The organism is Agromyces chromiiresistens (assembly GCF_029167465.1).
GTDB classification, from domain to species: domain Bacteria; phylum Actinomycetota; class Actinomycetes; order Actinomycetales; family Microbacteriaceae; genus Agromyces; species Agromyces chromiiresistens.
This window is the reverse complement of record NZ_JARFNL010000006.1, coordinates 296,405-313,515: the sequence shown is the minus strand read 5'-3', so window position 1 is coordinate 313,515 and position 17,111 is coordinate 296,405. Positions and strand designations below refer to the sequence as shown.

Below are 17,111 nucleotides of genomic sequence, written 5' to 3'. Positions count from 1 at the left end.
CTCCTCCTCGTCAGGCGCCGGTCTGGAACTTCGTGATGAGCCCGAGGATCACGATGCACGTGATCCAGACGAGGCCCAGCACCACCGTGATGCGGTTCAGGTTGCGCTCGGCGACGCCCGACGCACCCAGGCTCGAGGTGACGCCACCGCCGAACATGTCGGACAGACCGCCGCCGCGACCCTTGTGCAGCAGGATGAGCAGCGTCAGCAGCAGGCTCGTGAGGCCGAGCAGCACCTCGAGCACGACTTGGAGAATCTCCACGGTGAACCTTTCCGGGCACGACGCAGGGGGTCGATGCCGACAATCGAGTATAGCCGGGCGCGGCGTCGGAGGTCGGAGACTCGCGCCGACCCCCGACGCGGGTCAGGCGCCGACGTGCTTCTTGAAGCGGACGATGCTCGAGAACTCGTCGATGTCGAGGCTCGCACCGCCCACGAGCGCACCGTCGACGTTCGGCTCGCGCAGGAACGCGGCGATGTTGGCCGCCTTGACCGATCCGCCGTAGAGGATGCGGGTCGACGCGGCGATCTCGTCGCCGGCGATCTCGGCGAGCACCGCGCGCAGGGCGGCGGCGACCTGTTCGGCCTGGGCGGGCGTCGCCGCCTGACCCGATCCGATCGCCCAGACCGGCTCGTAGGCGATGACGAGGCCCTTGGCCGCATCGACGCCCTCGAGCGCCGCGCGCAGCTGTGCGACCGGCACCGCGCTGGCACCGTGCGCCTCGAGGTCGTCCGCGGTCTCACCGACGCAGAGCACTGGCACGAGGCCGTGGCGGTGGGCGGCGATGACCTTCGCGTTCACGTCGTCGTCGGTCTCGCCGTGCAGCGTGCGCCGCTCGGAGTGGCCGATGATGACGTACCCACAGTCGAGCTGCTTCAGGAACGCGCCCGAGATCTCACCCGTGTAGGCGCCGGAGTCGTGCTTCGACAGGTCCTGCGCGCCATAGCCGATCGACAGCGAGTCGGCTGCGACGAGCGTCTGCACGCTGCGCAGGTCGGTGAACGGCGGGAAGACCGCGACCTCCGCGTCGGCGAAGTCGTGCTTCGCGTCGCCGAGCGCCCACGCGAGCTTCTGCACGAACGCGATCGACTGCAGGTGGTCGAGGTTCATCTTCCAGTTGCCTGCGATGAACGGGGTGCGCTTCACTGCCATCCGAGGACCTCCAGTCCGGGGAGCTTCTTACCCTCGAGGAATTCGAGGCTCGCGCCCCCGCCCGTCGAGATGTGTCCGAATCGTTCGTCGTCGAAGCCGAGCACGCGCACGGCAGCGGCCGAGTCGCCTCCGCCGACCACGCTGAGGCCGTCGACCTCGGTGAGCGCCTCGGCCACCGCACGGGTGCCGGCGGCGAACGGGGCGAGTTCGAAGACGCCCATCGGGCCGTTCCAGAACACCGTCTTCGAGTCGCGCACGAGCTCGGCGAACCGCGCCGCCGTCTCGGGACCGATGTCGAGGCCGAGCCCGGAGGCTCCGAACGGCGTCTCCTCGATCGCGTCGGCCGGGGTGACGACGTGCTCCGCATCGGCCGAGAACGATGCCGCGACCACGACGTCGGTCGGCAGCACGAGTTCGACCCCGCGCTCGGCGGCCTCGGCGAGGTAGCCGTTGACGGTGTCGATCTGGTCGGCCTCGAGCAGGCTCGACGCGACCTTGTGCCCCTGGGCGGCGAGGAACGTGAACAGCATGCCGCCACCGATGAGGAGGCGATCGACACGGGGCAGCAGGTGGGCGATGACCCCGAGCTTGTCGGAGACCTTCGAACCGCCGAGCACGACCGTGTACGGGCGCTCGGGGTTCTCGGTGAGCCGGTCGAGCACGTCGAGCTCGGCGGCGATCAGCAGTCCCGCGGCGCTCGGGCGCAGCTCGGCGAGCTCGTACACGCTCGCCTGCTTGCGATGCACGACGCCGAAGCCGTCGGAGACGACCGCGTCGGCGAAGGCCGCGAGCTCACCGGCGAACGCGGTGCGCTCGGCCTCGTTCTTCGAGGTCTCCCCCGGGTTGAAGCGCAGGTTCTCGAGCACGAGCACGTCGGCGTCGCCGAGCGCCGCCGCCTTCGCCGAGGCATCCTCGCCGACCGTGTCGGTCGCGAACGCCACGGGGGCGCCGAGCAGTTCGCCGAGCCGCGAGGCGACGGGCGCCAGGCTGTACTTGGGGTCGGGCGCGCCGTCGGGGCGACCGAGGTGGGAGATGACGATCACACGGGCGCCCTGCGAGCGCAGGGCGTCGATCGTCGGGACGGACGCGCGCACGCGGCCGTCGTCCGTGATGACCCCGTCGTTCAACGGAACGTTGAGGTCGCAGCGGACGACGACGCGCTTGCCCGCGAGGTCGCCGAGTGAGGAGATGGTTCGCAGGGTCACGTTTCTCGCTTTCAGAGCCGGTCGGCCACGTACTCGGTCAGGTCGACGAGGCGGTTGGAATAGCCCCACTCGTTGTCGTACCAGGCGGACAGCTTCACCTGGTCGCCGATCACGCGCACGAGTCCGGCGTCGAAGATCGACGAGTGCGGGTCGGAGACGATGTCGGAGGAGACGAGCTCGTCCTCCGAGTACTTGAGGATGCCCTTCAGCGGCCCCTCGGCGGCGGCCCTGTAGGCGGCCTTGATCTCGTCGACCGTCACGGGGCGCGAGGCCGTCACGGTGAGGTCGGTGATCGAGCCGGTCGGCACGGGCACGCGGAGGGCGAAGCCGTCGAGCTTGCCGACGAGCTCGGGCAGCACGAGCCCGATCGCCTTGGCGGCGCCGGTCGAGGTCGGCACGATGTTGATCGCCGCGGCGCGTGCGCGACGCAGGTCCTTGTGCGGGCCGTCCTGCAGGTTCTGGTCGGCGGTGTAGGCGTGCACCGTGGTCATGAGACCGCGCTCGATGCCGAACGCGTCGTTGAACACCTTGGCGAGCGGCGCAAGGCAGTTCGTGGTGCAGGAGGCGTTCGAGATGATGTGGTGGCGCTCGGGCACGTACGTGTCTTCGTTCACGCCCATGACGAACGTCGCGTCCTCGTCGGTCGCGGGTGCGGAGATCAGCACCTTCTTCGCCCCGGCCTCGAGGTGCTTGCGCGCGTCGGCGGCCTTCGTGAAGAAGCCCGTCGACTCGATGACGATGTCGACGCCGAGGTCGCCCCACGGGAGGTTCGCGGGGTCGCGCTCCGCGAAGGCGCGGATCGGCGTGCCGTCGACGATGATGTGCTCGTCGTCGTACTCGACGGTGGCGTCGAGCTGGCCCGTGACCGAGTCGAACTTCAGGAGGTGGGCGAGCGTCTTGTTGTCGGTGAGGTCGTTCACCGCGACGATCTCGAGGTCGGCGCCCTGGGCGAGTGCCGCGCGGAAGTAGTTGCGGCCGATACGGCCGAAGCCGTTGATGCCGATCTTTACAGACACGGATGTCTCCTGACGTGGCGCGGATCGCGCCGTTTCACGGATGGACGGATCGGACGACGGCGTCCCCGGACGATGCCGGGGACACCATCCGATTTACGACAGTAGCAGCAGCCCTGAGGTCTTCTCACCAGCTGCGGTGAAGCGCTGCTGGACGTTCTCCCAGTCGACGATCGTCCAGAACGCCTTGACGTAGTCGGCGCGCACGTTCTTGTAGTCGAGGTAGTACGCGTGCTCCCAGACGTCGAGCATGAGGAGCGGAACGATCCCGGCCGGCAGGTTGCCCTGCTGGTCGAAGAACTGCACGATGATCAGGCGCTGACCGAGCGAGTCCCACGCCAGCACGGCCCAGCCCGAGCCCTGCACGCCGAGCGCCGTCGCGGTGAAGTGGGCCTGGAACTTGTCGAACGAGCCGAACTGGTCGTCGATCGCGGCGGCGAGCTCTCCGGTCGGCTTGTCGCCGCCGTTCGGCGACAGGTTCGTCCAGAAGATCGAGTGGTTGACGTGGCCGCCGAGGTTGAACGCGAGGTCCTTCTCGAGCTTGTTGACGTTCGCGAGGTTGCCCGAGTCGCGCGCCTCGGCGAGCTGGGCGAGCGCGGTGTTCGCGCCGGTCACGTACGCCTGGTGGTGCTTCGAGTGGTGCAGCTCCATGATCGTGCCGCTGATCGCCGGCTCGAGCGCCGAATAGTCGTAGGCGAGATCGGGGAGGGTGTAGTCAGCCATTGCTTCTCCTTGTCAGACGCGCCGGGGCACCCGGGCGTCTCACCCGGGTCTCCACGGCCGCTCTCCCGAGTCTATGCCCGACCCCGACGCCGCCATCGGGGCTCGTCACGCGGGGCAACGGCGGGAAGGACGACTGGGGCTCAGACCTCGTCGAGATCAGCAGGCAGGCTCGCCTCGGTGCCCGGGACGCCGAGGTCGGCGGCACGCTTGTCGGCCATCGCGAGCAGTCGCCGGATCCGTCCGGCGACGGCGTCCTTCGTCATCGGCGGGTCGGCGTGGTGGCCGAGCTCGTCGAGGCTCGCATCGCGGTGCGCGAGCCGGAGCTCGCCGGCGTAGCGCAGGTGGTCGGGGATGTCGTCGCCGAGCAGTTCCATCGCCCGCTCGACCCGCGCGCACGCGGCGACTGCGGCTTGGGCCGACCGGCGCAGGTTCGCGTCGTCGAAGTTGACCAGCCGGTTGGCCGTCGCCCGCACCTCGCGGCGCTGGCGGAGCTCCTCCCAGTTGCGGACGGTGCCGGTCGCCCCCATGGCCGAGAGCATCGCGCTGATCGCCTCTCCGTCGCGGATGACGACGCGGTGCACGCCCCGCACCTCGCGCGCCTTGGCGGAGATGCCGAGTCTCCCGGCCGCCCCGACGAGCGCCATCGCCGTCTCGTTGCCGGGGCAGGTGATCTCGAGCGCGGCCGAGCGGCCGGGATCGGTGAGGCTCCCCTGCGCGAGGAAGGCGCCGCGCCAGACCGCGGCGATCTCGTCGCGCGAGCCCGTCGTCAGCTTGTTCGGGAGGCCGCGCACCTGCCGGCGACGCGCATCGAGCAGCCCCGTCTGACGGGCGAGGGTCTCGCCGCCGTCGAGCACGCGGATGAGGTACTGGTTGGTGCGGCGGACACCGGACGGCGAGATCACCGAGACGTCGGGACGAACACCGTAGATCTCGCCGAGATCGCGGGTGACGCGCTTGGCGACCGTCTTCGAGTCGAGCTCCGCTTCGATCGCGATGCGGTTCTGGATGATGTGGAGTCCGCCGGCGAAGCGCAGCACGGACGCGAGTTCCGCGACTCGTACGCTCGTCTTGGAGACCTCGACGCGGGCGAGCTCCTCTTTCACATCAGCGGTCAATGGCACCTGTGTTCCAATCTGTGTTGCGGGCCCGGCGTCATTCGCGACCGAGGTCGCGATGCTTCACGCTCACGACGACGCCGGGCATGTTCGCGACGCGCTCGCTCAGCTCTCGGACCATCGCCACCGAGCGGTGCTTGCCGCCCGTGCAGCCGATCGCGATCGTCGCGTGCCGCTTGTTCTCTCGCTGGTAGCCGGCGAGGACGGGTTCGAGCGCCTTGGCGTAGGCGTCGATGAACTCCATGGCGCCCGGCTGGCCGAGCACGAAGTCGCGCACCGGGGCGTCTTCGCCCGTGAGGTGTCGCAGTTCGGGATTCCAGAACGGATTGGGCAGGAACCTGGCGTCGGCGATGAGGTCGGCGTCGGTCGGAGCACCGTACTTGAAGCCGAAGCTCTGCATCGTCACCCGGAGGCCCGCATGGTCGGCGTCGGCGAACGTCTCGGTGATGAGGTTGGCGAGTTGGTGGATGTTGAGGTCGGAGGTGTCGACGACGAAGTCGCTCGCCTCGCGAAGGGTCGCGAGGCGAGCACGTTCGGCGCCGATCCCGTCGAGGAGGGTGCCGTTGCCCTGCAGGGGGTGCGGCCTGCGGACCGCCTCGAAACGCCGCACGAGCACCGCGTCGTTCGCGTCGAGGAAGACGACGCGGACGTTCACGCCGGTGCGCAGCGCCTGGATGATGTCCTGGAGCTCGGCGAAGAAGTCACGGCCGCGGATGTCGACGACCGCCGCGATGCGCGGCAGAGACGTGCCGGCTCGTTCGACGAGCTCGACGAGCGGGCGCAGCATCTGCGGCGGCAGGTTGTCGACGACGTACCAGCCGAGGTCCTCGAGCGCATTGCCCACGGTCGATCGTCCGGCACCGGACATCCCCGTGACGATGAGCATCTCCTGCCGCTCGGGCTCCCCCGCCGCCATGCCAGCCCCCTTCTCGTACCGACACACCAGCCTAGCGGGGTGCGGGCGCGGGATCGGCGTGCAGCTGCGCGTGGACGGTCGCCGCGAGCGTCGGGCCGATGCCCTTCACTTCGGCGATGGCGTGCTCGTCGGCCGCACGCAACCGCGCGACCGAGCCGAAATGGCGCAGCAACTCCTTCACCCGGGCGGGGCCCAGGCCCGGGATCTCGGCGAGCACCGACCCGATGTCGCGCTTGCGACGCTGCCGCTGGTGCGTGATCGCGAACCGATGGGCCTCGTCGCGCACCCGCTGGAACAGGAAGAGCGCGTCGCTGTTGCGCGGCAGGATGACCGGGAAGTCGCTCTCGGGCGTCCAGATCTCCTCGAGACGCTTCGCGATGCCGCAGAGGTAGATGCCCTGGACTCCCGACTCCCGCAGGGCGCGCTCCGCGGCCGCGACCTGCGGCTGCCCGCCGTCGACGACGAGCAGGTTCGGCGGGTAGGCGAACTTCTTGCGCCGCTCGGGAGCGTCGCCGGCGTCTCCCTCGCGCTCGGCCGCAGCCTCGTGCGCGTTCGCGAGGTACGCCAACCGTCGGGTGAGCACCTGATGGATCGAGTCGGTGTCGTCGCTCGACTGCGGGATCGTGAACCGGCGGTACTCGTCTTTGCGCGGCAGGCCGTCTTCGAAGACCACCATGGATGCCACGATGTTGGTGCCGCTCAGGTGCGAGACGTCGTAGCACTCGATCCGGAGCGGCGCATCGGCCATGCCGAGCGCCTCCTGGATGTCTTCGAGGGCACGCGAGCGCGTCGTGAAGTCGGCGCTACGACGGGTCTTGTAGAGCATGAGCGTCTGGCGTGCGTTCTGCGTCGCGGTCTGCAGGAGCGAGGCCTTGTCGCCGCGCTGCGCCACCCGCAGGCGCACCTTCCGTCCGGCGGTCGCGCCCAGCCAGTCCTCGAGCGCCGCAGCGTCGTCGGGGAGCTCGGGAACGACGACCTCGGCCGGCGGAGTCAGCCCATCGGCGTAGGCGTTCTGCACGATCGAGTCGACGAGGTCGCCGAGCGGCACGTCGAGCTCCTTGTCGACGGTCCACGAGTGCACGCCGCGCACTCGACCGCCCCGGACGATGAACAGCTGGACGGCGGCGGCGAGCTCGTCGTGGTCGACGCCGAAGACGTCGAGGTCGACCTTGTCGCCGAGCACGACCGCGCTCTTCTCGAAGAAGGCGTTCGCCGCCTGCAGGCGGTCGCGGTAGCGGGCGGCTGCCTCGTACTCCTGCGCGGCGGCGGCGGCCTGCATGCGATCGGTCAGCTCGCCGACGATGCGCCGGTCCTGATTCTGCATGAACCCGACGAAGCGGTCGACGTTCTCGCGGTGCTCCTCGATGGTGACGAGCCCTGAGCACGGCCCGAAGCAGCGACCGATCTGACCGGCGAAGCACGGCTTGCCGCTCGCCATCGCCCGCCGGTAGTCGCTGTCTTTGCACGTGCGGATCGGGAAGAGCTTCAGCAGGATCTCGAGCGTCTCGTTGATCGCCCACACCTTCGGGTACGGCCCGAAGTAGCGGGCGCCGCGGATCTTGCGATTGCGCGTGACGAAGGCTCGCGGCGCCTCGTCGGCCATCGTCACGGCGAGGTACGGGTACGACTTGTCGTCCTTGAAGCGGACATTGAACGGGGGATGGAACTCGTTGATCCACGTGATCTCGAGCTGGAGCGCCTCGACCTCGCTGCCGACGACCGTCCACTCGACCGACGAGGCGCTCGTGACCATGCGCCGGGTGCGCTCGTGGAGGCTCCTCAGCGGAGCGAAGTAGTTCGAGAGCCTCGCCCGCAGGTTCTTCGCCTTGCCGACGTAGAGCACCCGCCTGTCGGCGTCGCGGAAGCGGTACACGCCGGGACTCGTCGGGATCTCGCCCGGCTTCGGGCGGTACGGAACCGTGTCGGAGCTCGGTCGCGCGCTCACCATCGGCTCAGCTGGCGACGTCGGCGCGCTCGGCGGCGGCGTCGAAGATCTCGCGGAGGAAGTAGCCCGTGTGGCTCTCGGCGACCGTCGCGACATGCTCGGGAGTGCCGGTGGCGACGACCTGGCCTCCGCCCGAGCCGCCCTCCGGCCCGAGGTCGATGATCCAGTCGGCCGACTTGATGACGTCGAGCGAGTGCTCGATGACGATCACGGTGTTGCCCTTCTCGACAAGCTTGCCGAGCACCCGGAGGAGCTTCTGCACGTCTTCGAAGTGCAGGCCGGTCGTCGGCTCGTCGAGCACGTAGACGCTGCGGCCGTTCGACCGTCGCTGCAGCTCGGTCGCCAGCTTCACGCGCTGCGCCTCGCCGCCCGAGAGCGTCGTCGCGCTCTGTCCGAGCTGCACGTAGCCGAGTCCGACGTCGACGAGCGTCTTGAGATAGCGGTGGATCGCCGAGATCGGCTCGAAGAACTCGGCCGCCTCGGAGATCGGCATCTCGAGCACCTCGGCGATGTTCTTGCCCTTGTAGTGCACCTGCAGCGTCTCGCGGTTGTACCGCTTGCCGCCGCACACCTCGCACGCGACGTAGACGTCGGGCAGGAAGTTCATCTCGATCTTGATCGTGCCGTCGCCCGAGCACGCCTCGCAGCGCCCGCCCTTGACGTTGAAGCTGAACCGCCCCGGAAGGTAGCCTCGGGCCTTGGCCTCGGTCGTCTCGGAGAAGAGCGTGCGGATGCGGTCGAACACGCCCGTGTAGGTCGCGGGGTTCGATCGCGGTGTGCGCCCGATCGGCGCCTGGTCGACGTGCACGACCTTGTCGAGCTGCTCGAGGCCGGTCACCCGGCGGTGCTTGCCCGGGACCTTGCGCGCGCCGTTGAGCTTGTTCGCGAGAACGCGGTAGAGGATGTCGTTGACGAGCGACGACTTGCCCGAGCCGCTCACGCCGGTCACCGCCGTGAACGTTCCGAGCGGGAACTCGACGTCGATGCCGCGGAGGTTGTTCGCCGCGGCGCCCTGCACCGAGATCATGCGGTCGCGGTCGATCGGCCGGCGTCGCGCCGGGGTCGCGATCTCTTTGCGGCCGGACAGGTAGTCGCCAGTGAGCGAGCGCGTGTTCCTCAGCAGGTCGTCGTAGCTGCCGGAGTGCACGACGGTACCGCCGTTGACACCGGCCCCGGGGCCGATGTCGACGATCCAGTCGGCCGTGCGGATGGTGTCTTCGTCGTGTTCGACGACGATGAGCGTGTTGCCCAGGTCGCGCAACGCGACGAGGGTGTCGATGAGACGCCGGTTGTCGCGCTGGTGCAGGCCGATGCTCGGCTCGTCGAGCACGTACAGCACGCCCGTGAGGCCCGAGCCGATCTGCGTGGCGAGGCGGATGCGCTGCGCCTCGCCGCCGGAGAGGGTGCCGGCGGCGCGCGCGAGGTCGAGGTAGCTGAGGCCGACCCGGATGAGGAAGTCGAGGCGGACCTTGATCTCGCGCAGCACCTGGGCGCCGATGGCCTGCTCGCGATCGGTGAGCTCGAGGCGGTCCATGAATGCGCGCGCATCGGTGAGGCTCAGCAGGCCGACGTCGGCGATGCTGTGATCGTGGATCAGCACGGACAGCACCTCGGGCTTCAGCCGCTTGCCGTCGCACACGGGGCAGGGCACCTCGCGCAGGTACTCGGCCCACCGCGCCCGTTGCACGTCGGTCTCGGCCTGGAGGTACTGCCGCTCGATGTACGGCACGACGCCCTCGAAGCCCGAGGTGTAGCTCATCTCACGGCCGTACCGGTTGCGCCAGCGCACCTTGACCTCGAAGTTCTGCCCGCGCAGGACCGCCTGCCGTGCCTCGTCGGGGAGCTCGGCCCACGGCGTGTCGAGGGAGAAGCCGAGGTCGCGGGCGAGCCCGTCGAGCAGCTTCTCGTAGTAGTTGTAGAGGCTCTTGCCCTGCGAGGTCCACGGGAGGATGACGCCGTCGGTGATCGAGAGGGCCGGGTCGCCGAGCAGCAGCTCTTCGTCGACCGACATGCGCGTGCCGAGGCCGGAGCACTCGGGACAGGCGCCGAACGGCGCGTTGAACGAGAAGGTGCGCGGCTCGATCTCGGTGAGCTGGATCGGGTGCTGGTTCGGGCACGAGAGCTTCTCGGAGAAGGTGTGCCAGGCGTCGGGACCCGACTCGTCGACGAAGTTGACCTGCACCAGGCCGTCGGTGAGCCGGAGCGCCGTCTCGAGCGAGTCGGTGAGCCGGCCCAGCACGTCGGGCCCGGCGACGAGCCGGTCGACGACGACGGAGATGTCGTGCTTGATCTGCTTCTTGAGCTTCGGCGGCTCGTCGAGGCGGATGAGTTCGCCGTCGACGACGGCACGCGAATAGCCCTGCGCCGCCAGTTCGCGGAAGAGGTCGACGAACTCGCCCTTCTTCTTCGACACCACGGGGCTCAGCACCTGGAACCGGGTGCCCTCCTCGAGCTCCATCAGCCGGTCGGCGATCTGCTGCACCGTCTGCCGCTGGATCTTCTCGCCGCAGACCGGGCAGTGCGGCACGCCGATGCGCGCCCACAGCAGTCGCATGTAGTCGTAGATCTCGGTGATCGTGCCGACCGTCGAGCGGGGGTTGCGGTTCGTCGACTTCTGGTCGATCGACACGGCGGGGCTCAGGCCCTCGATGAAGTCGACGTCGGGCCGGTCGACCTGCCCGAGGAACTGCCGGGCGTATGCCGACAGCGACTCGACGTAGCGTCGTTGCCCCTCGGCGAAGATCGTGTCGAACGCGAGCGACGACTTGCCCGAACCCGAGAGGCCTGTGAACACGACCATCGCGTCGCGCGGGATCTCGACGTCGACGTTGTGCAGGTTGTGCACGCGGGCACCGCGGACACTCAGGCGCGAATGGGCATCGAGACGTGAAACTGGCACCCTTCGAGTCTAGAGAGACCCACCGACACGGATGCCTCGACCGATGCGCTGTCGGCGAACAGATGTTCGAATCGGACCGGCGGGCGCCCCCGTCGAGACTGCAGCGCGCCCGCCGTGCCCGTCAGCCCAGGTGCCCCGCCTTCTCCATCTGCCGGAGCTCGCGCTTGAGCTCGGACACCTCGTCGCGCAGTCGCGCGGCGAGTTCGAACTTGAGCTCGCCGGCCGCCTCGAGCATCTGGTCGTTGAGGTCGCGGATGAGCTCTTCGAGGTCGTTCGCGCCCTCGGCGGCGATGCCTTCGGTACGGAGGTTCGGCACCGGCGACTTCTTACGGCCGTCGCGGCCCGCGAGCAGCGCAGCGGTGTCGGCCTCTTCGCGCGCGAGCACCTCGGTGATGTCGGCGATGCGCTTGCGCAGTGGCTGGGGATCGATGCCGTTGACGCGGTTGTACTCGAGCTGCCGGTCGCGCCGACGCGTCGTCTCGTCGATCGCCTGCTTCATCGAGTCGGTGAGCACGTCGGCGTACATGTGCACCTCGCCCGAGACGTTGCGCGCGGCGCGCCCGATCGTCTGGATGAGCGAGGTCGACGACCGGAGGAACCCCTCTTTGTCGGCGTCGAGGATCGCGACGAGCGACACCTCGGGGAGGTCGAGACCCTCGCGCAGCAGGTTGATGCCGACGAGCACGTCGTAGACGCCTGCGCGAAGCTCGGTGAGCAGTTCGACCCGCCGGAGCGTGTCGACGTCGGAGTGCAGGTAGCGCACCCTGACCCCGGCCTCGGTGAGGAAGTCGGTGAGCTCTTCGGCCATCTTCTTCGTGAGGGTGGTGACGAGGACTCGCTCGTCGCGCTCGGCACGCTTGCGGATCTCTTCGAGCAGGTCGTCGATCTGCCCCTTCGACGGCTTCACGACGATCTGCGGATCGACGAGGCCGGTCGGCCGGATGATCTGCTCGACGACGCCGTCGGCGATGCCCATCTCGTATCGGCCCGGCGTCGCGGAGAGGTACACGGTCTGGCCGACGCGCGCCTTGAACTCGTCCCACTTGAGGGGGCGGTTGTCGAGGGCGCTCGGCAGCCGGAACCCGTGTTCGACGAGGGTGCGCTTGCGCGACGAGTCGCCCTCGTACATGGCACCGATCTGCGGCACCGTCACGTGCGACTCGTCGATCACGACGAGGAAGTCGTCGGCGAAGTAGTCGAGCAGGCAGTGCGGCGCTTCGCCGGGCGCGCGCCCGTCGATGTGCCGCGAGTAGTTCTCGATGCCCGAGCAGAACCCGATCTGCTCCATCATCTCCAGGTCGAAGGTCGTGCGCATGCGCAGCCGCTGCGCCTCGAGCAGCTTGCCCTCGCGTTCGAGCTCGGCGAGGCGCTCGTCGAGCTCGTCGCGGATGGTTCCGATGGCGCGCTGCATCACGTCGGTCGATGCGACGTAGTGCGATCCCGGGAAGACGGGAACCGCGTCGAGCTGGCGGACGATCTGCCCCGTGAGCGGATGCAGGCTGTAGAGCGCCTCGATCTCGTCGCCGAACATCTCGATGCGGATCGCCAGCTCTTCGTAGACGGGGATGATCTCGATCGTGTCGCCGCGCACGCGGAACGTGCCCCGCGAGAAGTCGACGTCGTTGCGCTGGTACTGCATCGAGACGAACTTGCGGATGAGCCAGTCGCGGTCGACCCGTTGGCCGACCTGCAGCGGCATCATCGCCCCGAGGTACTCCTCGGGCGTGCCGAGGCCGTAGATGCAGGACACGGTCGACACCACGACGACGTCGCGCCGGCTGAGCAGGGAGTTCGTCGTCGAGTGGCGCAGCCGCTCGACCTCGGCGTTGATCGAACTGTCTTTCTCGATGAACGTATCGGTCTGCGGGACGTAGGCCTCTGGCTGGTAGTAGTCGTAGTAGGAGACGAAGTACTCGACCGCGTTGTTCGGCAGCAGCTCGCGGAACTCGTTCGCGAGCTGCGCGGCGAGGGTCTTGTTGTGGGCCAGCACGAGGGTCGGACGCTGGACCTGCTCGATGAGCCAGGCCGTCGTCGCCGACTTGCCGGTACCGGTCGCTCCGAGCAGCACGACGTCGGTCTCACCCGCGTTGATGCGGCCGGCGAGTTCGGCGATCGCCTGCGGCTGGTCACCGCTCGGTCGATACTCGCTGATGACCTCGAACGGGCGAACTGAGCGCGTGGCCTGCATGCTCCAAGTCTAGGAGCGGCCTCCGACATCGCGTCCGGAGCGCTCGGCCACGACCCGCGCCCACAGGGCGTCGGTCTGGCTCATCGTGTGCGCGAGCGAGCCGTCGGTGTCGATGACCACGTCGGCGATCGCGAGCCGCCGAGTGTTGTCGACCTGCGCGTCGACTCGCGCCTCGGCCTGCATCAGGTCGAGGCCGCGCTCCTCGACGAGCCGCTTCACCTGGGTGCGGCGCGGCGCGTTCGTCACGACGACGAGGTCGAACGGGTGATCGACGGATGCCTCGACGAGGAGCGGCACGTCGTACACGACGACGGCATCGGGGTCATCGGCCTCGGCGCGGGCGATGAGCCGCGACGACAGCTCCCGCACCGCGGGGTGGACGATGGAGTTCAGGCGGGCCCGCGCGGCGTCGTCCTTGAAGACGATCTCGCCGAGCTTCGCGCGGTCGAGTGAGCCGTCGGGTCGGAGGACGCTCTCGCCGAACTCCGCGATGACCGCCGCGAGCCCGGGGGTGCCCGGTGCGACGACCCGCCGGGCGAGGTCGTCGGCATCGATGTGAACCGCCCCGTGTTCGTACAGCCTGCGCGCGACGGTCGACTTCCCCGAGGCGATACCACCAGTGAGCCCGATCAGATACACGACACCACTCTAATCGTGCGACACTCGACTCGACCCACGAGGAGGCGCGGATGCTCGAGCTGCTCACCGGCACCGGGCTCGCGCTCGCGGCCGGTCTCAACGCCTGGATCCCGCTCGTCGTGCTCGGTGCGCTCGATCGCTTCACGACCCTCGTCGAACTGCCGCCCGCGTGGGCGTGGCTCTCGAACGAGTGGGTCCTGCTCGTGCTGGCCCTCCTGCTCGCGGTCGAGTTCATCGCCGACAAGGTGCCGGGTCTCGACTCGGCGAACGATGTCGTGCAGACGGTCGTCAGGCCGACCGCCGGCGGAATCGTCTTCGGCACCGGGATCGACTCGACGACCGCCGTCGTGACCGATCCCGGGTCGTTCTTCAGCTCGAACGCCTGGGTTCCCGTCGCGATCGGCGTCGGCCTCGCGCTGCTCGTGCACGTGGCGAAGGCCGCCGCCCGGCCGGTCGTCAACACAGCGACACTCGGATTCGGCGGCCCGGTCGTGAGTGCCGCGGAAGACGCCGGGAGCTTCGCGCTCGCGTTCGCCGCAGTGCTGGCGCCCGTGCTCGTGGTCTTCGGCATCGTGGCGCTCGTGATCGCGCTCGTGTTCGTCGTGCGGCGTCGTCGCGCCCGCCGCGAGGCAGCCGCGAGGCATCCCGCGACGACGCCCTGAAACGGCCGAAGGCCGGTTCCCGAGGGAACCGGCCTTCAGTCGTGTCGCAGGTGCGATCAGTTGTTGCTCGAGAGCTTCTCGCGCAGCGCCGCGAGCGAGGCGTCGTCGGCAAGGGTGCCCGTGCCGGCCGAGTCGCTCGAGTAGGAGGCACTGCCGGCCGAGAACGAGTCGTCGGCAGCCTGGGCGGCGAGCGAAGCAGCAACCTGCTTCTTGTGCGCCTCCCAGCGAGCCTGGGCGGCAGCGTAGTCCTGCTCCCACTTCTCGCGCTGGGCCTCGAAGCCCTCGCGCCACTCGTTGGTCTCGGGGTCGAAGCCCTCGGGGTACTTGTAGTTGCCCTGCTCGTCGTACTCGGTGAGCATGCCGTAGAGCGCCGGGTCGAACTCGGTGCCCTCGGGGTCGACGCCCTCGTTCGCCTGCTTCAGCGAGAGCGAGATGCGGCGACGCTCGAGGTCGATGTCGATGACCTTGACGAAGACCTCTTCGCCGACCGACACGACCTGCTCGGCGAGCTCGACGTGCTTGCCCGACAGCTCCGAGATGTGCACGAGGCCCTCGATGCCGTCGGCGACGCGAACGAACGCACCGAACGGCACGAGCTTGGTGACCTTGCCCGGAGCGACCTGGCCGATCGCGTGGGTCCGGGCGAAGACCTGCCACGGGTCCTCCTGCGTCGCCTTGAGCGACAGCGAGACGCGCTCGCGGTCGAGCTCGACGGAGAGCACCTCGACGGTGACCTCCTGGCCGACCTCGACGACCTCGCTGGCGTGCTCGATGTGCTTCCACGACAGCTCGGAGACGTGCACGAGGCCGTCCACGCCGCCGAGGTCGACGAACGCACCGAAGTTGACGATCGACGAGATGACACCCTTGCGGATCTGGCCCGGGTGCAGGTTCGCGAGGAACGTCGAACGCGACTCGGACTGCGTCTGCTCGAGCAGCGCGCGGCGCGAGAGCACCACGTTGTTGCGGTTCTTGTCGAGCTCGAGGATCTTCGCCTCGATCTCCTGGCCGAGGTACGGCGTGAGGTCGCGCACGCGGCGGAGCTCGATGAGCGACGCCGGGAGGAAGCCGCGGAGGCCGATGTCGACGATCAGGCCGCCCTTGACGACCTCGATGACCGAACCGGTCACGACGCCGTCGGCCTCCTTGATCTTCTCCACGTCGCCCCACGCGCGCTCGTACTGCGCACGCTTCTTCGACAGGATGAGGCGGCCTTCCTTGTCCTCCTTCTGGAGAACGAGGGCCTCGACGGTGTCGCCGACGCCGACGACCTCGCTGGGGTCGACGTCGTGCTTGATGGAAAGCTCGCGCGAGGGGATGACGCCCTCGGTCTTGTAGCCGACGTCGAGGAGGACCTCGTCGCGGTCGATCTTCACGACGGTGCCCTCGATGAGGTCGCCGTCGTTGAAGAACTTCAAAGTCTTCTCGACCGCGGCGAGGAAATCGTCAGCAGATCCGATGTCGTTGATCGCGACCTGCTTGGGCGCCTTGGTCGTTGCGGTTGTCATGTAGTGAATGCTCCGTAAAGGACAATATCGAGCCCATCGCGCGGTAGAGCGTTATGTGTTTCCGCGATGGGCATGCGGACAGGGATGTCACACGAGTGACGCTCCATCCTAACGGAACCGCTGCGTGCGCGGCAACCGCACGGCTCCGGGGCTCATCCGAGCCGAGCCGGGCCGGCGGCGACGGCACCCTCCGTCGGTCGGAGGATGCTCGCGAGCGCCGGTTCCAGCTCGGGGTACCTGAACTCGAAGCCGGCGTCGAGCAACCGCTGCGGCAGCACCCACCGGCTCTTGAGCAGGAGCTCGGTCTCGGTGCCGATGACCGCCGACCCGAGCTCGAGCATCCATCGCGTCGTGGGCAGGCCGACCGGCGCACCGACGAGTCGACGGATGGTGCGCATGAGGGTGCGGTCATCGCTCGGGTTCGGCGAGCTGACGTTCACCGGACCGCTGAGGTCGGCGCGGTCGCGGAGGAAGTCGATCGCGCGCGCGACATCCTCGACATGCACCCAGCTGAAGCGCTGCCGGCCGCGGGGCGTGCGGAACACGTGCTGCGTGCCGGCCCCGCGGCGCGCCCGCGACGACGGCCACCGGCCGTCGAGGTGCGCGCCGCCGAGCCCGAGCCGGGCGAGCATCGCGAGCGGGCGCAGCGCACTGCCGTCGCCGAGCACGATCGCGATCCGCAGCGCGACCCGCCGGGTCATCGGCAGCTCCCCGTCGAAGAACTCCCGCTCCCACGCCTTCGCGACGGCGACCGAGAACCCCGTGCCGAGCTCACCGCTCGACTCGGTCATCGGCCGGTCGTCGGCGTGCCGGTAGATCGTCGCGGTCGAGGAGTTGAACCAGACGGCCGGCGGCTCGTCGACGTCGGCGACCGCCTCGCGCAGTTCGGCGGTCGTCGTCAGCCGCGACTGCATGATCGCCTCACGGTTCGCAGGCGTGTACCTGCAGTTCACGCTCCGCCCGGCGAGGTTGACGAGCACGTCGGCGCCGTCGAGCAGCCGGCGGATCGCGTGAGGATCGGACCACGAGGCGTCCCCGCCGGACCGGCCGATCGTCGCCACCGAATCGCCCGCGACGCGGTAGCGGTGCACGAGGTGCGCGCCGATGAACCCGGACGCGCCTGCGATGACGATACGCGCCACGTC

14 protein-coding genes are annotated in these 17,111 nt (G+C 69.0%); 1 reads left to right on the top strand and 13 read right to left on the bottom strand.

The genetic code is table 11. The features are described from left to right. Window positions 1–10: 10 nt before the first annotated feature. The 11 genes from secG to coaE form a co-directional block, all read right to left on the bottom strand. The gene (secG, locus tag PX701_RS16705) at window positions 11–262 is read right to left on the bottom strand and encodes a preprotein translocase subunit SecG (RefSeq protein WP_231430937.1); all 252 of its coding nucleotides are present in this window, start codon (window positions 260–262) and stop codon (window positions 11–13) included. A gap of 102 nt (window positions 263–364) precedes the next feature. Continuing rightward, entirely contained in the window at window positions 365–1,153 is a 789-nt protein-coding gene (tpiA, locus tag PX701_RS16700; RefSeq protein ID WP_231430936.1) for a triose-phosphate isomerase, read from the bottom strand. Next, a complete protein-coding gene (locus PX701_RS16695) occupies window positions 1,144–2,358 on the bottom strand; it encodes a phosphoglycerate kinase (RefSeq protein ID WP_275506934.1) in 1,215 nt (404 codons plus the stop codon). The genes tpiA and PX701_RS16695 overlap by 10 nt, the downstream gene beginning before the upstream one ends. Window positions 2,359–2,369: 11 nt before the next feature. Further along, the gene (gene gap / locus PX701_RS16690; protein ID WP_275506933.1) at window positions 2,370–3,374 is read right to left on the bottom strand and encodes a type I glyceraldehyde-3-phosphate dehydrogenase; all 1,005 of its coding nucleotides are present in this window, start codon (window positions 3,372–3,374) and stop codon (window positions 2,370–2,372) included. A gap of 93 nt (window positions 3,375–3,467) precedes the next feature. After that, the gene (locus PX701_RS16685) at window positions 3,468–4,094 is read right to left on the bottom strand and encodes a superoxide dismutase (protein ID WP_275506932.1); all 627 of its coding nucleotides are present in this window, start codon (window positions 4,092–4,094) and stop codon (window positions 3,468–3,470) included. A 140-nt stretch (window positions 4,095–4,234) separates the two neighbouring features. Then, window positions 4,235–5,215 carry a DNA-binding protein WhiA gene (gene whiA / locus PX701_RS16680; RefSeq protein ID WP_231430932.1) on the bottom strand — a complete coding sequence of 327 codons (981 nt, stop codon included), beginning with the start codon at window positions 5,213–5,215 and terminating at the stop codon, window positions 4,235–4,237. 31 nt (window positions 5,216–5,246) lie between these two features. After that, window positions 5,247–6,125: an RNase adapter RapZ gene (rapZ, locus tag PX701_RS16675; protein WP_231430931.1), complete on the bottom strand. Its 879-nt coding sequence runs from the start codon at window positions 6,123–6,125 to the stop codon at window positions 5,247–5,249. A 31-nt stretch (window positions 6,126–6,156) separates the two neighbouring features. Next, window positions 6,157–8,070 (bottom strand): excinuclease ABC subunit UvrC, encoded by a 1,914-nt coding sequence (uvrC, locus tag PX701_RS16670; RefSeq protein ID WP_275506931.1) that lies wholly within the window; start codon window positions 8,068–8,070, stop codon window positions 6,157–6,159. 7 nt (window positions 8,071–8,077) lie between these two features. Then, window positions 8,078–10,969, bottom strand: a complete 2,892-nt coding sequence (gene uvrA / locus PX701_RS16665) for an excinuclease ABC subunit UvrA (RefSeq protein WP_275506930.1) — start codon at window positions 10,967–10,969, stop codon at window positions 8,078–8,080. Between the two features lie 121 nt (window positions 10,970–11,090). Continuing rightward, window positions 11,091–13,157, bottom strand: coding sequence for an excinuclease ABC subunit UvrB (gene uvrB, locus PX701_RS16660; RefSeq protein ID WP_231430928.1), 2,067 nt, complete (start codon window positions 13,155–13,157; stop codon window positions 11,091–11,093). A 9-nt stretch (window positions 13,158–13,166) separates the two neighbouring features. After that, entirely contained in the window at window positions 13,167–13,796 is a 630-nt protein-coding gene (gene coaE, locus PX701_RS16655) for a dephospho-CoA kinase (RefSeq protein WP_275506929.1), read from the bottom strand. Between the two features lie 50 nt (window positions 13,797–13,846). Here coaE and PX701_RS16650 point away from each other — a divergent pair, with 50 nt between their 5' ends. Continuing rightward, on the top strand, window positions 13,847–14,458 hold the full coding sequence (locus tag PX701_RS16650) for a DUF4126 domain-containing protein (protein WP_275506928.1): 612 nt from the start codon (window positions 13,847–13,849) through the stop codon (window positions 14,456–14,458). Window positions 14,459–14,514: 56 nt separating this feature from the next. Here PX701_RS16650 and rpsA read toward each other — a convergent pair whose 3' ends face one another. Together rpsA and PX701_RS16640 are read right to left on the bottom strand one after the other, a co-directional pair. Next, window positions 14,515–15,966 (bottom strand): 30S ribosomal protein S1, encoded by a 1,452-nt coding sequence (gene rpsA, locus PX701_RS16645; protein WP_275506927.1) that lies wholly within the window; start codon window positions 15,964–15,966, stop codon window positions 14,515–14,517. A 152-nt stretch (window positions 15,967–16,118) separates the two neighbouring features. Next, window positions 16,119–17,108 (bottom strand): epimerase, encoded by a 990-nt coding sequence (locus PX701_RS16640; protein ID WP_231430924.1) that lies wholly within the window; start codon window positions 17,106–17,108, stop codon window positions 16,119–16,121. Window positions 17,109–17,111 lie beyond the last annotated feature (3 nt).